The 14,914-nt window shown below is 46.8% G+C and carries 12 protein-coding genes; 8 read left to right on the top strand and 4 right to left on the bottom strand.

The window, feature by feature from the left end:
• The first annotated feature begins 124 nt into the window (after window positions 1–124).
• Window positions 125–1,345, top strand: coding sequence for an ABC transporter permease (locus QUB51_RS07920; RefSeq protein ID WP_333056109.1), 1,221 nt, complete (start codon window positions 125–127; stop codon window positions 1,343–1,345).
• A gap of 327 nt (window positions 1,346–1,672) precedes the next feature.
• Window positions 1,673–3,403, top strand: coding sequence for a chemotaxis protein CheB (locus QUB51_RS07915; protein WP_333209480.1), 1,731 nt, complete (start codon window positions 1,673–1,675; stop codon window positions 3,401–3,403).
• A 130-nt stretch (window positions 3,404–3,533) separates the two neighbouring features.
• Here the strand turns inward: QUB51_RS07915 and QUB51_RS07910 are convergent, their stop codons facing one another.
• Window positions 3,534–6,515: a glycerol-3-phosphate acyltransferase gene (locus QUB51_RS07910; RefSeq protein WP_333260529.1), complete on the bottom strand. Its 2,982-nt coding sequence runs from the start codon at window positions 6,513–6,515 to the stop codon at window positions 3,534–3,536.
• A 211-nt stretch (window positions 6,516–6,726) separates the two neighbouring features.
• Between QUB51_RS07910 and psb35 the strand changes: the two genes are divergently transcribed.
• Window positions 6,727–6,939 (top strand): photosystem II assembly protein Psb35, encoded by a 213-nt coding sequence (psb35, locus tag QUB51_RS07905; protein ID WP_332981549.1) that lies wholly within the window; start codon window positions 6,727–6,729, stop codon window positions 6,937–6,939.
• A 459-nt stretch (window positions 6,940–7,398) separates the two neighbouring features.
• Here psb35 and QUB51_RS07900 read toward each other — a convergent pair whose 3' ends face one another.
• Both QUB51_RS07900 and QUB51_RS07895 read right to left on the bottom strand, forming a co-directional pair.
• Window positions 7,399–7,983 carry a DUF6658 family protein gene (locus QUB51_RS07900; RefSeq protein ID WP_333056067.1) on the bottom strand — a complete coding sequence of 195 codons (585 nt, stop codon included), beginning with the start codon at window positions 7,981–7,983 and terminating at the stop codon, window positions 7,399–7,401.
• A 233-nt stretch (window positions 7,984–8,216) separates the two neighbouring features.
• Window positions 8,217–8,954 (bottom strand): DUF2993 domain-containing protein, encoded by a 738-nt coding sequence (locus tag QUB51_RS07895; RefSeq protein WP_333056068.1) that lies wholly within the window; start codon window positions 8,952–8,954, stop codon window positions 8,217–8,219.
• A gap of 445 nt (window positions 8,955–9,399) precedes the next feature.
• Here QUB51_RS07895 and QUB51_RS07890 point away from each other — a divergent pair, with 445 nt between their 5' ends.
• From QUB51_RS07890 to QUB51_RS07870, 5 genes are all read left to right on the top strand, one after another.
• Complete coding sequence (locus QUB51_RS07890) at window positions 9,400–10,809, top strand: HD domain-containing phosphohydrolase (RefSeq protein ID WP_333260525.1); 1,410 nt, start codon at window positions 9,400–9,402, stop codon at window positions 10,807–10,809.
• A 94-nt stretch (window positions 10,810–10,903) separates the two neighbouring features.
• Window positions 10,904–11,497, top strand: a complete 594-nt coding sequence (locus QUB51_RS07885; RefSeq protein WP_333056070.1) for a pentapeptide repeat-containing protein — start codon at window positions 10,904–10,906, stop codon at window positions 11,495–11,497.
• Between the two features lie 127 nt (window positions 11,498–11,624).
• The gene (locus QUB51_RS07880; RefSeq protein WP_333245476.1) at window positions 11,625–12,380 is read left to right on the top strand and encodes a DUF2993 domain-containing protein; all 756 of its coding nucleotides are present in this window, start codon (window positions 11,625–11,627) and stop codon (window positions 12,378–12,380) included.
• A gap of 235 nt (window positions 12,381–12,615) precedes the next feature.
• Window positions 12,616–12,906 carry a DUF1816 domain-containing protein gene (locus QUB51_RS07875; RefSeq protein ID WP_333056072.1) on the top strand — a complete coding sequence of 97 codons (291 nt, stop codon included), beginning with the start codon at window positions 12,616–12,618 and terminating at the stop codon, window positions 12,904–12,906.
• Between the two features lie 265 nt (window positions 12,907–13,171).
• Complete coding sequence (locus QUB51_RS07870; RefSeq protein WP_333260521.1) at window positions 13,172–13,447, top strand: DUF1816 domain-containing protein; 276 nt, start codon at window positions 13,172–13,174, stop codon at window positions 13,445–13,447.
• Between the two features lie 376 nt (window positions 13,448–13,823).
• Here the strand turns inward: QUB51_RS07870 and QUB51_RS07865 are convergent, their stop codons facing one another.
• Window positions 13,824–14,738 (bottom strand): ADP-ribosylglycohydrolase family protein, encoded by a 915-nt coding sequence (locus tag QUB51_RS07865; protein ID WP_333232132.1) that lies wholly within the window; start codon window positions 14,736–14,738, stop codon window positions 13,824–13,826.
• Window positions 14,739–14,914 lie beyond the last annotated feature (176 nt).

The raw sequence follows: 14,914 nt of genomic DNA, 5'->3' as shown, positions 1-14,914 counted from the left end.
TATTAGTCATTAGTCATTAGTCATTAGTCATTGGTTATTTGTTGGTTTCAATTACCAATGCCCGATGCCCGATGCCCGATGCCCGATGCCCAATTCCCAATTCCCAATTCCCAATTCCCAAATTATGAATTTTATTGAAAGCGTCAAAATGGCGGGTCAAACGCTACTAGCCAACAAAACTCGCAGCAGTTTAACAATGATCGGGATGATTGTCGGCAATGCCTCAGTAATTGCGATGATTGGAATTGGAGAAGGAGCTCAAAAATTTGTAGCAGGACAAGTTCAATCCCTGGGTACAAATGTATTAATCGTGAGGCCTGGAGTTCCCAACGCGAGGCGAAGTACCATCTCAAGTGCGCCTCAAACTCTCGTACTGCCAGACGCAAAGGCGATCGCAACTCAAGTCCCATCCGTTCAAGGCGTGTCAGCAGAACTTAACAGTTCTGAAATAGTTCGCTACAGCAACAAAAATGTTTCGTCTCTAATTTTTGGCACAATTCCAGAGTTTCTAGAAGTTAGAAGCTTTGAAATGGCAAAAGGGCGGTTTTTGACCGAACTTGATGTTAAGCAAAGTAACCAAGTTGTAGTGCTCGGTTCAGAATTGGCCGAGAAACTTTTTGGCAATACAAATCCCTTGGGCGAACAAGTGCGGATCAAAAATGTCAGCGTCAAAGTAATTGGAGTATTGGCGCCCAAAGGCACATCTTTTGGTACGAATTTTGATAATTCCGCCGCTGTGCCGATCACCACAATGGCCAATCGCATAGTCGGGCGCAAATCTCCCTACGGTTTGGCTGTCACGTCGATATTTATTTCGATTAAAGATGAATCGCAAATGGACGCGGCGCAATTTCAGGTAGAAAACTTGCTGAGATTGCGGCACAAAATTACTACCGAAGATGATTTTACTGTCAGAAATCAGAAAGATTTAATGGCAAGAATGGGGGCCATTTCCGGCGCTTTGACTCTGATGTTAACTGCTGTTGCCAGCATTTCCCTATTAGTCGGCGGAATTGGGATTATGAACATTATGCTTGTGTCCGTTAGCGAACGCACTCAGGAAATTGGGCTCAGAAAGGCGATCGGCGCATCTCAACAAGATATCTTGTTTCAATTTATTGTCGAAGCTGTGATTTTATCCGCTGCCGGAGGGATAGTCGGTACTTGCGTAGGTGTCGGTGGTATCTTGCTTGTAGGTAATTTCACGCCTTTGCAAGCTGGAATATCACCCGTGGCGATCGCCCTTGCTGTCAGTGTATCCGGTGCAGTAGGCCTCTTCTTCGGCGTTGTCCCCGCCCGCCAAGCCGCCAAACTCGACCCGATCGCAGCTTTGAGGAGTGCTTAATAAATATCTACTTAGTCCGTTACACAATCCGCTCATTTATGATATGGGAATAGGGGTTATATAAAAATTTAAAAAAAATGTTTTTTTGTAAAGATTTAACAAAATGGGACTGTTTGAGGAACTTTTTTAAAGAGTATTTTGACTTACATTTACAGCGCAAAAGTTCATCAAAAACCCATTAAATGTTAAAGATTTAATAAACCTTTATTGTGGCGTTTGCTTACGAACAACAAAGTTTAATAATATTAAATCTGGGGTAAACAGACTTAAGCATCTACAGAGTTTACGAAACCTTTGCGATTTAATCAAAATATCCAATAAATCAACATGGCATCCCTGACCCCTAGTCCTCAATTTGACTATCTCGAAGGAACCACCCAACCAGACAGATTTAACGCTTTGGATGGCAACGACATAATTTATGCCAACAGCGGAGACGACTATCTCGAAGGCGATGTCGGCAAAGACAAAATCTGCGGCGACCAAGGCAACGATACTATCATTGGCGGTGCAGACGACGACATCCTCTGGGGAGGCAAAGGCAGCGACCTAATTGGTGGCGATTCCGGCAACGATATCATCTATGCGGGCGCCGGTAGCGATACCGTGAGCGGCGGCACAGGCGATGATATATTTGCCATTGCTAAAGGCAGCGGCGGCCCAACTTTAGCCACAGCCGATAACATCGCCGACTTCGGCAACGGCAATGACAAAATTCGATTGCTAGACGGCCTGGGCTTTGAAGATTTAAACATCCAGCAAGGCACCGGCGCTAACAGCAACAGCACCATAATTCAAGACAAACTCACGGGCGAGTATTTAGTAGTATTACCGGGAGTCAACAGCAACACAATCAACCGCGACCAATTCACCAATCAGCTATCGGGAAACCCTGTCATTGAGTGGAACGGAGTCATGCTGAATGCAGTGCGGACAGCCAACAGTGCGCCTCCTCTGGCCTCCCGCAACATGGCAATGGTTCACGCAGCCATTTACGATGCTGTTAACTCGATCGGCAAAAAATACAGCCCTTACCAGGTCAACATAGATGCACCAGCAGGCACATCAGCAGAAGCTGCCACCGCCGCAGCCGCCCATCGCGTCTTAGTCAGCGTCTACCCAGCGCAAGCAGCCACATTCAACGAAGTATACGCATCGTCTTTAGCTAAAATTACCGATGGCAAAGCTAAAGAAGACGGGATTGCCCTCGGACAGCAAGTTGCCGACCAAATTATCAGTTTGCGGAATACAGACGGCATCGCCAAAGTAGTGGAGTACAACCCCTCAAGCAACCTTGGCAGTTGGGTTCCGACTCCCCCCGCCCTTGCCGCCCCGCTGGCACCACAGTGGGGAGAAGTTACTCCCTTTGCCATGACTAGCGGTTCTCAGTTCCGCCCGCCCGGCCCGCCCGCCCTTGACAGCGCGAAGTACGCAGAGGAAGTTAACTACGTCCAAGAAATCGGCAAAAGTGACAGCCTCACACGCACCCCAGACCAAACAGTCATCGCCAAATTCTGGGCCAACGGCGCTGGGACGTTTACCCCTCCGGGTCACTGGAACCAAATCGCCGAAGAAACAGCGACTCTCACTGGTCAATCCTTAGAAGATAGCGCCCGCTTATTCGCCCTGCTGAATATTGCTCTCGCCGATGCAGCTATTAGTTGCTGGGATGCCAAGTACCAGTACAATTTATGGCGGCCGCTGACAGCTATCCGCCAAGCTGACACAGACAACAATCCCAACACGACAGCCGACCCCCTGTGGACGCCTCTGCTAACTACTCCGCCGTTCCCTGAGTATACCTCGGGCCACAGTACCTTTAGTGGTGCCGCCGATCCTGTTATGAGTGCTGTATTTGGTTCAGATTACGGCTTTGCCGATCGAGGCGATCCATCTGTCAACACTTTGCGAACCTACGAGAACTTCAGCGAAGCGGCCGACGAATCGGGTATAAGTCGAATTTACGGAGGGATTCATTTCATGAGTGCTAACGTAAATGGTTTGAGTGCGGGTAGAAATCTGGGGAATTATGTTCTCCAGAATTTCTTAACAGCCTAGGAAAGTTGGGACGGGTTTACGAGATTGCTGAGATGTTGCACCATTTTCAATAATCTTTTTAGGAACAGGCAAGATGCCTGTTCCACAAGAAATCAACTCTTTGTGGAACAGGCATCTTGCCTGTTCCTAATTATTCCAGCAGTTCTACAGTGCCGAGATACCCGTCTACTCGCACTTTTTGACCGTCTCGGAAGCGAGTTGTAGCTTCAGCAATATTCATAACTGCGGGAATTTTGTACTCGCGAGCGATTATTGCTCCGTGAGATAGTTGGCCGCCAACTTCGGCGATAATTGCTGTTGCTCCTAATAGCAGCGGTGCCCAACCTGCATCGGTGTAAGGAACTACTGCGATCGCATTTTCTCCTAAATCCGTGCTCGCAGTGCGGCAAATCTTGACAAAGCCTTCGACACTACCAATACTTGCTGGAATTCCCTGGATGATATTAGTTTCCGATGTTGCGGAGTCGATCGCCCTTGTCTGAGAATTCGGCAGCAAATTGCCGTAGACTACAGGGGGAATCGGGCGATCGCGATCGGCTACCAGGCGATCGCGCCTTTGGCTAATTGTATCCTGAAAAGAAACACTCGCGCCGCTGCGAATCCACTGCTGAATTTCCCCAAATTCCAGATAAAAAATATCCCCGCTTTCCTGAAACACCTGCATTGCCAATCCGCAAGCTTCAATCTCCAAAAAAGTCCACCGTAAATGAGCCAACAACCGCGCGTAAATTTCGCTAATCTCGTTTTTGACAAGCGCTCTTTCTTGACATTTATCTAATCGCCACTTCTGCGAAAAAGTCAATTTTGTTTCACGCTTTTCAACTAAATTATTTTCGGCTTTTTGAGCCATATTTATTAGCAACTTTTGATAAACTTCCGGTTGTTCTCGCCAAGTAGGAACAGCAATATCCGTTCCCACCTCGCTCAAATATCCGTAAATATCAAGCCACTTTTCCAAATCTGCTTGTAAAGCCGGAGTTTCCGCAAATGTCTGTGCTAAATCTGCGACTGAACCAGTTTCGTCAGACTGCGAAACACCAGCTTGTCGCAATTTCTGAGCCAACTGCTGTAAAGCTTGCACCGAAGCAATTTCAGGAGCGCTGTCATTAGCCAGCCAGTCATCATTAACGCGAAAAATTGCCTTGCGAATAGCCAGCCCGATCGGCCCTAATATATTGTAGTAAGTAATCGGTTTCAGCCACTCCTGAATTTGCTCCGCTCTCTCCAACAATTCCAACAAATATTGATAATCGAGCCTTGGGCATTGGGCATTGGGCATTAATATTTCTTCTTCGCTCCAACCTCTTCCTTCTTCCTTCTTCCCTCTTCCTTCTTCCTTCTCCAAACTTTGCAGTGCCGGGAGGAAAATAGAACTACGATCGCCCTTAAATTCTGCATTGAGCGCCCTTTCTCGCTGCACCAGACGCCACAAACCAGGCAAAGAAGGCAAAATCTTCCCCAAAGGCGGCTTGCCCATCTTTTGCCCTCTCAGCAAAAATTCCAAACCCTGCTCCGGCAATCCCATCATCCGAAAAATTTCGCCCAACAAAGTCGCATTAAAATAGGCGTGAGAACCCAGCAAAGTTGCCGTTTCATTAAAGTTTAAGCCACTGGCGCGATCGCCCAAAACCACCTTGAAAATCTCCCCCCAAACCCCGCAAGTTAGCGGCCGATTAATCGACCAAGTTAGGGGGCGAATTGCACCGGGAATCACTTCTGCTGCAATAGTGCGCGTCCAAAACGGCTGTAAATTTGTAATTGGGCGGCTTTGCAAAATCCAAACTTTTTCCCCGTCCCAACTCCACTCAATATCCTGCGGGATTCCGTGAAAAAATGCTTCAATCGCTTGGGCTTGTTTCACCAATTCTGCTAAAATGGGTTGAGCAATAATTGAATTACTTTGAAGTTCAGTTAATTTGTTTTCTAATGATTCAGGTTTACTAAAATCAATTTCTAAATGAACCGGAGTAGATTGTCCGCCGACAACAGCTTCTGCTCCTCCCGGTAAAGCTTCTATAATTACCTGGGAACCGCCATCTAAAGGATTGCGACTGAACATCACTCCCGCAAATTCGCTGTCAATATAAGGCTGAATTAATACAGCCATTTGGGTATCGGGGAGTTGTCGTTGGCGGCGGTAAGCAACAGCTTCGGAAGTCCAATAAGACTGGCGGCAGCGATTAATGCCGTCGAGTAATTCTGCTTCAGTGAAAACAGGGCCAATAGTTTGATATTGTCCGGCGGCAGAACTCGTATCGCCATCTTCTCCCGCAGCAGAAGAACGCACAATCATTCGATTTTGGATTTTGGATTTTAGATTGTGAATGGAAGCATTGGAAATTGACAATTCATCACTATTTCCTCGCTGCCCGATGCCCGATGCCCGATGCCCGATGCCCGCTTCTTGTGATAATACCCAACCAGAAGGTACGTTAAAACCTGCGCGTTTGAGTTGAGACAATTTAGCAGCTTTATCGCCACAGATTGCAGCATCTAACGAATCATCAAGAGAAAACAATTGCTCTGATTTAGATAAAGCCATATCATCACCCTGACGAAGACTAATTGTGAAGAGTAAAAAGGCTAATCCTGCTGCTGCTAAAAATTCGGGCATTGATTGTCGCCACACCCAAACCCAGATTGGGGTACACAGACACCCGCAACGGGAAGCAAAGAGTCTCGCCCGATCGCCCTCACCCCACCACCGCTGTGCCAAACCCCACACCAGCAGCCCCCAAATGCCCGATGATACAGCCACCGGCGGCGAAAATACCAAAAGACCCCAAACAGCATTGGTCACGCCTCCACCTCCGGCGATCGCATATCTGCCCGCAACTAGAGGAATTAACAGGGCAAGTGCGATCGCAGGTGCATCCGGGAAGCAAAATCGCCCCGCCAAAACCGGCACAATACCTCTGGCAATTTCCGCCAACACCGCAGCAATGCCCGCTAGTTTACCCCCATGAATGAAAGCAGCCGACACGCCCACATTCCCCGTGCCCAGCGCCCTCAAATCTCGGCGGCTAAACACTCGCACCGCCCATCCCGTTAGCGGTAAAGCACCCAAGCTGAAACTAGCAGCCAACAGCAATGCTATTGTCCCCAACCGCATAAAATCAGCTCTCCTATTTTCAACCTCTAAACATTATGACGGCAATTCTGTCAATTTTTCTGTCTTCCGATATATCAACCAGACGGCATTAGCACTTAAGATAATGTAAAAGTAGAGTAGATAAGGATTTAGCTTAATGATAGATATCAGCTTGACAACTCCTATGGGAGTTCTTGTTGCACCCATCAAGCGAGTAGCGATCGATCTGCTGATGCAGCAGCCAGTGCCGGAATCAAGTGTCAGCTTGACGGCTCCAATAGCAGTTCTTGGTGTTGGCTTTGTTGCCGCAGTTACGATCGGGTCGATCGCCTGGTACAACTCCAAGCGCCCACCCGGTTGGGAATCCAAAGAACGCCCTGATTTTGTACCGAAAGTTGATAAAGACGATTTGATTGCTGATGTTTCTGACTCCAAAGGTAAATAAAACAAAGTTTCTTTAGAGGAATAAAAGCAGGACTTGTGCATTAATTAATGAGAAAACTCGGTCAGTGCGAGTTTGTCATTGCCAGCCGGAGCGCTGCAATTTCAATGGTTCATTTTCCCATTTTTTGCACAAGTCCTAGAAATTTAAAATCCCCATCTAAAATATCAAATATCGGTAATGTGCGCCCTAAGCATCCTAAATATACAGGGCTTACGAAAAAAGTAAGTAGTTTTACATGATACATATAACGTAAGGTGCGCCATAAGCACCATAGATATACAGGACTTACGAAAAAAGTAATTTTAGAGGATTAATATAGGGTAAGGTGCGTCCAGCGCACCTAGAGATTCTGCGTCCAAGACAGATATAGAATTTCTGGATAAATACTTGTGAATATAGTGTAGGGGCTATTCTGAAAAAACCCCTACAAATCGGCGATACCGCGCCAGTTATGCTAGCTTATTTTTGCAGCGGATTGAGTTTCGTAACCGAGCTTTCCTTGGCATCTTCAGCGCTATCTTGGAGGAAACCAGAAGCATCCTTAAAGGCGGCGCCTACTCTCTCTAAAATATTGGCATCGGGATCGCTGCGATCGAATACGGGTTGAGCCTTAGCCGGCTGTCCGTCTGGCGCTTCTAACAGAGTTTTATCTCCGCCGAGTTCGAGGTCGAACTTGTCAGTTTCCATCGGTGCAGAACCCGGATAAAGCAGCTTTGAGGAATTAGATTCAGCGGTAGTCGCAGCCAGGAGACGATCGCCGATAATCGCCAAATCAGCCCGATTCTTTTCTGCTTGAGCAGGGGACTGATTTACTTTAGGATCTGTGGAGGTTTTATAATTCGTGTATCCATCACCGCCACCCTTGTGAGGGTTATTCATTCCTCCAGCTTGAACGGGAGGATTCTCAGGCCGAGCTCCTCGAACATCGCCCGCATTGCAAGCGGTACTGGTAAACAGCAGCACACCTGCCATAAATACAGTCAACAATTGACTCAAAAATTGACCGATACGCAGTCTTTTAAAAAAAGCAGTTACAGTGTTCACAAAACTTTTCCAAATTTTTACTACTACTTGTTAAGAGTAAAAGTTAAGTCCCCATCCCTGCCTCTAACGGCGGTGATACTTTGGTGCCAGTTGCTATCGACTTTTTTATAACTTTAGAGGGATTTCATCAACGGCGGCTATTTTTCCAAAGCCAAGCATAATCATAGGGTGCGCCAGTTCCAATAGTTGGAGGAATTGAAGAGTTTTTTGTTTCTGACCCACCCTACAAGCTCCTAATTAGGGAATTGTTCGACTTTCGCTTCAGCTTGCAAAGTTAGCACACCAGCTTCCACATTTAGCTGCTGAATTCGCAGGGACATTCCCTCAATTTCAAAATTTCGCAAGTTTAAAACCTCACCAGCTTTGTCCGCCAAAGCTTCAGTTAACTCCGGCGAAAATTCCTTGTTTTCGGGATACTCGACATCCTGAAGAGAAATTGCCCAACCGCCCGCTGCGATCTCAGGTTTTGCTGTAAAATAAATTTTTTCATTGGAGGCAGTTTCCTGCACCCATATCTCAGCATTTAAAGCGATTTTTCCGGCTAGCAATTGGCACTCAATAGTTTTAACGTCTATTGTCCGCAGTTGTCCGTCAACAGTAACTTTTAAGTTTTTCAGTTTCCTGCTGATGTATTCGGAATTAAAAGCGCGGTTGATATCGCTTTCTGTTAAAACTGCGCGCGCCCCACCGAAGGCAGGCCCGTTCAGTTCAATTTTGCCAAACATAGCGGTGAGGGGATTGACAGCAATATCCTTGACGTGAATTTGCAATTCTTCCACGCGCAAATCTTGCTGCATTACCAACCCTGTGCCCTCAACGGCAACGGCCTCTACTGAGCCCTGGGCTAGCTGGATCGGATCGGTGTTGACTGTGACAGACAAAGTTTCGGATTCGTCTAATTTGCTCGTAATAGCAATCTCTGCCACTTTGTCGATCGCCTGTTCCCCTAAACTTCTATTTTGTTGAAGCACGCTCAGAATTCCTAATAATATTGTTTTCAAAATAGTAGTTAATACCTAAGTCATTTACCGTCTTCCTCTCGGCTGGTTTCTCGTCTGAAAAAAACTTAGCCAAAGACAGAGGGTTTCCAGAAAATTGCTAAAATTAATCAGGTAGTCTTCGGCGCACTCTACATTGCCCGAAAGCATCCAGCATACAAGCCCCCAGATTCATTCCGAAAGCAGACTCAGGACCGGTGAAATAAGAAACCTGTATCCGATGAAACTTGCCGAACGTATTTATCGGTGGGGTCAATGCTTCAATTCTAAAATCTAAAATCTAAAATCTAAAATCTAAAATCGATTGACTCGGTTGCAAAGCGGTGAAAACTCAAAAACTCGGATTTTTGCCAAAAGTCTTTTCGAGAAGTTCGATCGCCCGGTACAATTAAGTTAAGAGCCGGCACCGCCATTTGCAATGAATCCAGAATCAACTCTCGCTAGACTACAAGCTACACTTCCCGACGGAAAACTGCCTTCTAGCTACGGGGTATACTTCAAAAACACCCTAGTAGCCCTATGTCACGCCCTAGAAGACCACATCTTGCAAACCAGTGGCGGGGACAAGAGCGAACTCCAACCCTTAGTTTTGGTAACGTTTCAGCAGGGTAAATGGTATTTACAGGAAGCCGATCGCTACCTAGATATTGCTAATGCCTCTAGGCGCGTTGTCATAGGTGCAGTAGCCGACAGCGGTTTCGCTACCCACAAAACCGGGCAATTAGAAAATGTATCTTTAATAAATCTCGATGAAAACGACCCCATAATCCAAGAATGGAATTTAATCATCCTCGCCCCGACATACAAAGCAATGGTGCTTTGTCGCGAACTTTCAGATCGGGAATACTTGCCCGAGGGCAAGCCAGAAGTAGATACAGAACGAAAGTTCTACGGTTTGTGGTCGTTTGACCAGTCTTTGGTGTCGGCTGCAGCAGAAATTTTTATAGAACAGACGCGACATTACAACTCTCCTCTGGCAGACACTTTGCTGGAAATGCACCACGAAATCCTGGCAACCAAAGGCCCGCCCTTGGCCGACATTAGTGGCGTGGTATCGCGGATAGTCACTTACCTGCAAAGTTCTCAGCAGCAAATGGTAGCAATTAACCGCCAAACCCGCGAGTTGTGGGAATTGGAAGGTCAAGCTTTGCGTGTCAGTCGTAATTTGAACGCTAACAAACTTCAAGCTTTTCTGCGAATGGCCCAGCGCGTGGACGAACGCGATACCTCAAATCCTACAGCGTCCTTGCAGGTGGCGGCTTTGTCGGAAACTTTGGGTCAACTGCTGGATTTGCCGGCTTTGCAGTTGCGGAGGCTGCGGCTGGCTGGATTGCTATTTCGAGTCGGCTTAATTTCGGCCCCGAATGAGGTGTTCGATCGCACTCCCGATGCTTTTGACCCAGCAACTTTATCATTTTGGCGCGATCGCAGTTTCATTGGTTCCCAACTGCTGCAAGCAATGCCGGAACTAGCACCTGTGGCGGAAATTGTCAAGCACCAACTCGAATATTGGGACGGCAGCGGCAGGCCAGAGGGTTTGCGAGCCGAAACCATACCCGTTGCTTCGCGGATTTTGGGGTTGGTCGCTGATTTTCAAGAATTGACTCAACCGCGTGGCGATCGTCCGGCTTTGAGTTTGAGCGAAGCTTTGGAACAGTGCCGCGAACTGTCGGGCACTCGCTTCGATCCGGCTTTGCTGGAAACTCTCAGCAACGTCGTCAGAATGACAGAAATTGGTTTGATGGAGTTACCAACTCGCCCAAGCCAACTGCCTAACGTGTGGTTGGAGGAGGGCGATCGAACGACCTCGGCCGCTCCGGCATTATAAAATAACTCGACTGTTGACTGTTGACTGTTGACTGTTGACTGTTGACTGTTGACTGTTAACCAACAACTGACAACCAACAACTGACAACTGACTAATGACTAATGACCTCGAAGCCATACGCAAAGGCAAAATTTTGATGTTGGCCGGCACTGATTTAGCCGGCCAAGACTTAGCGGGAGCGGATCTCGCCGGTGCTAACTTGTCTCAAGCCAACTTGAGTGGAACTAATCTCGCCGGCGCTAACTTGCAGCGGGCAGTATTGCGAGCCAACCTCCGCGGCGCTGACTTGAGCGGCGCCAACCTGCGAGGGGCAGATTTTCGGAATGCCGATTTGCGGGGAGCTTCCTTCGCTAACGCTTTAGTCCGCGACGCCAGTTTTGGGGGTGCTTTTTTGACGGGGGCATCCATCGGCAATTTGGATTTGAGCGGTGTCGATTTGCGCGGCGCCGATTTGCGGGGCGCTGCTTTGGCTAGGGCAATTTTGCTTGGTGCCGATTTGAGCCATGCCAATTTATCCGGCGCTGATTTATCGGGAGCTGACTTGGAAGAAGCGATCCTGAATGGAGCCGTACTGCGCGGCGCTAACTTGACCGGGGCTAATTTGCTTTGCGCCATGATGGAACAAACCCTTTGGGATGGAGCTTTGCTCGATCGCGCCTGTCTCCAAGGCACCCCCCTGAGCCCTTAAATTTCAACAATGTTGTTTTGAAGACAGACAAAAAACAAGATCTGCTTATGAGGTGAATAAGCACAAGCAATTTTTACATTTCTTAATATGAGGTTATAATGGCGACTGTAGATGAGCAAACGAATAAATGGTAGCAGCTTTGTTTAGCGGTACATCCTTTCAAGGTCAAAGTGGCGATCGCCTTGTTAGTAAAGTAGCAGGAGCTGCGATCGCAGCCTTATTCAAGCGTTCTGAAAAGGCCGAGGCCAACATCCGAGTCGAACCAGTAGCCAAACTCTTGCAGGGAAGCATCGACGGTTTCGACTTCGTTGGCAAAGGTATGTTGATGTACAACGGCCTTCGCATAGAAGTGATGGAACTCTATCTGCAAGCACTCTCCATTGATTTTGGGGCGATTTTTGCAGGTCAAGTGAAATTACGGCAGCCTACCCAGGCAAATATGCGAGTAGTCTTAAGTCGATCGGATTTAACCACCTCATTCAATACACCTTTTGTAGTTGAAAAACTCCAGAAGCTGAAGTACCAAGAGCAATCTCTGCACTTTCAAAACACTGAAGTCAGTTTCGGAACCGACAAATCAATTCGGCTTCAGTCCGAAATTACCGTAGGCGAGGCCAGCGAACCCGTCAAAATAGATATTACAGCTCAGTTGCAAGTAGAAGACAGACGCAAAATCCAATTCGTCAGCGTTACTTACGGCGGTGACGGGCAAGCAGTAGACTTGGGCCAAGCTATAATTGCCCACGTAAATAACTTGCTAGACTTAGACAAATTTGCCTTAGAAGGCACTCAACTGCGAGTAGACCGCTGCCGAGTTCAGAACGACGAGCTGGTTTTCTACGGTTGGGCTGGTATCGAACAGTTCCCCAAAGGCAAGCGCTAAACCTCAGCAAGCTGAGGTTTGCCCAGCCATCTAGTTTGGAAAAAGAGCATTTTTTAGTTAGCAAACAACCCGCACCGGCGGGTTTTGCTTTAGATTTTAGATGGGAGGAAAAATCTAAGATATAAAATCTCGCATCTAAAGTCGATCGACGCAAAATCAGCACTGAGGTTGATTCGATCTGGCAAATTATTTTGATAGATTTAAATAATAAATTAAACCACCCTCAAGAATAAAGATGCTCGGATTTTATTTATTTTGTATCTACGTTGCAGTCTTGTCCGTGTTGGCCGGGCCGAACCACCGCGGGTCTGAGAAATGGTGGGTAGAAATTGTCACCGATTTGCCCCACTGTACCTACTATTTTGGCCCCTTCGACACCGACAAAGAAGCCTCCAGCAATATTCCCGGCTACGTCGAAGACCTCGAAAGCGAGGGAGCTAAAAGGGTTAGTATCCGCATCAAACGCTGTCAGCCTTCGCATCTTACCATTTGCGAAGAAGAATTATCAGCAACTGTAGAGATTTAAAAAAGTTGAGTTTTGACTTAACTCAAACCTCAACAATAATATAAACACACTCTTCTTCTAGTCCTTACCTTGCGGACTTTGTATGTCTAGCAGTGACTTACAGCCACCCAGCCTAAAACTCTCCTCCACCAAAATGCTGATTTGATGCAGCACTTACTCTCAAAAATTACCTGCGTCAAATCAGCACTGAGGATGAGGCGATCGCTCCCATTGCGTTGATAAATTGAGAAGAGTAAAAACTACTTAAGTCTTCCCAGAGGTAAATATGTTTGAAATCTCTATGTTGGGTATGTTTTTCACGGCTTTTTGGCTACTAGGTCAACCTACTAGCAGCACTCGACGCGACGAATGGTGGGTAGAAGTTGATACAGATTCGCCAAAGCGTACCTATTACTTCGGGCCCTATGACAGCAGACAGGAAGCTTCCGACAACTCGAACGACTACATCCGAGACTTGGAAAACAAAGGATCTAAAAAAATTAGCATCAACATCAAACAAGGTAGCCAACCTACTCAGCTAAGAGCTAGCGAAGAGTCTTGAGAAGGTGGGAAAGTGCAAATTACGGGCGAAGAAAAGTTGACTTATTAACAGGGTATTTTTCAAATGAGATCGCGCTGGCATACAGTAGGGACACAACAATGCTGTGTCCCGATGAAATAGTGAAGAAAGGGTATTATCTGCGTCCGAGAAATGCACGCTTTTTCAATTAAAACAGCAGGAGTCCCGCAGTCTAACGGTACTCCGGTGAGTGACGGGAGGAATGCGCGTGAGGCTCAAGAGCTGAACAAATTATCTATAAAAATAACAGAATTTCTTCCATACGTAATACAATATTGTCATGAAACAAGTCCTGACAGTATCTACAATTATTTATGTTATGCCTGGGAATTGTCACCCTTGATTTAAAACATCGATTTTAACTAGATAAAGAGAAAAGCCGATCGCCAAAAGATACAATTAAAGTGCGATCGGCTAATTGCGAGAGCCATTTTTCCGGTATTCCCCCCTCCCCGTAAAAAGCCCCCGCCAACTGTCCGTAAACCGCACCAGTTGTATCCGCATCGTCGCCCAAATTCACAGCCAACAAACAGCCTTCGGCAAAAGAAGAACTGTTGTAAAACGCCCAAAGTGCCGCCTCCAAAGACTTGACAACATAACCAGTACCTTTAATTTCAGGAGGTTGTCGCAATTTAAAAGAACCCGTCGCAATCTCATCAATCTCTGCTACCAGCGGATTTGCGGCCCAATATCCCGAAATAGGACAATATCTTTCCGACAGCAACACATCTTTAGCAACTCCATTCACCGCCCCCGCAATTAAAGCACCCAAATAACGGCAAGCATCCACACAAGTAGCAGCAGCGTGAGTAGTTCTCGAACTTTCTCCAGATTTTTCTATGACTTCCAAAGGATTTGTAGCATAAAACAAAGGCACGGGAGCCAAACGCATAATCGAACCGTTGCCAGCAGTCTGAGCATCGGTAAAACCGCAGTAAGGTTTTCTTGTATCTTCAAACTTCCAAAGAGCTTGCTGAACCGTATTGCCAATATCAAAACACTCGCCCGTACTGCTCAAATGTCCGTCTCGCCACCACCGCAAATAAGTTTCTAACTGATGGACTGGATCGAAACCTTGCTTCTCAATCAAACTTTGGGCCAAACAAAGCGCCATCGAAGTATCATCCGTCCACTCACCCGGTTGCAGTCGAAACGGGCCACCGCCAATCATATCGTTAATAGGTGTAAAAGTTCCGGGGCGACAGAACTCTAAACTTGTTCCCAAAGCATCGCCAACTGCCAAACCGAGAAGACTGCCGCGATAACGTTCAATTTATTGCATAACGTAATTAAAAATCAATAATTAGTAAGCCCGTTATTATTGAATTATCATATAGCAATCCTTGCAGGAGTCGTGAATTTTTTACCCCTCCCCAACTCTCCCCGAACTCGCGGGGACGGAGTAAGAAATTCACAAATGATGCGAGGATTGCTATAGCTTGTCAAAAC

This window comes from Microcoleus sp. AT8-A3, assembly GCF_036705675.1.
Taxonomy (GTDB): Bacteria; Cyanobacteriota; Cyanobacteriia; order Cyanobacteriales; family Microcoleaceae; genus Microcoleus.
This window is presented reverse-complemented; position numbering and strand designations above follow the sequence as displayed.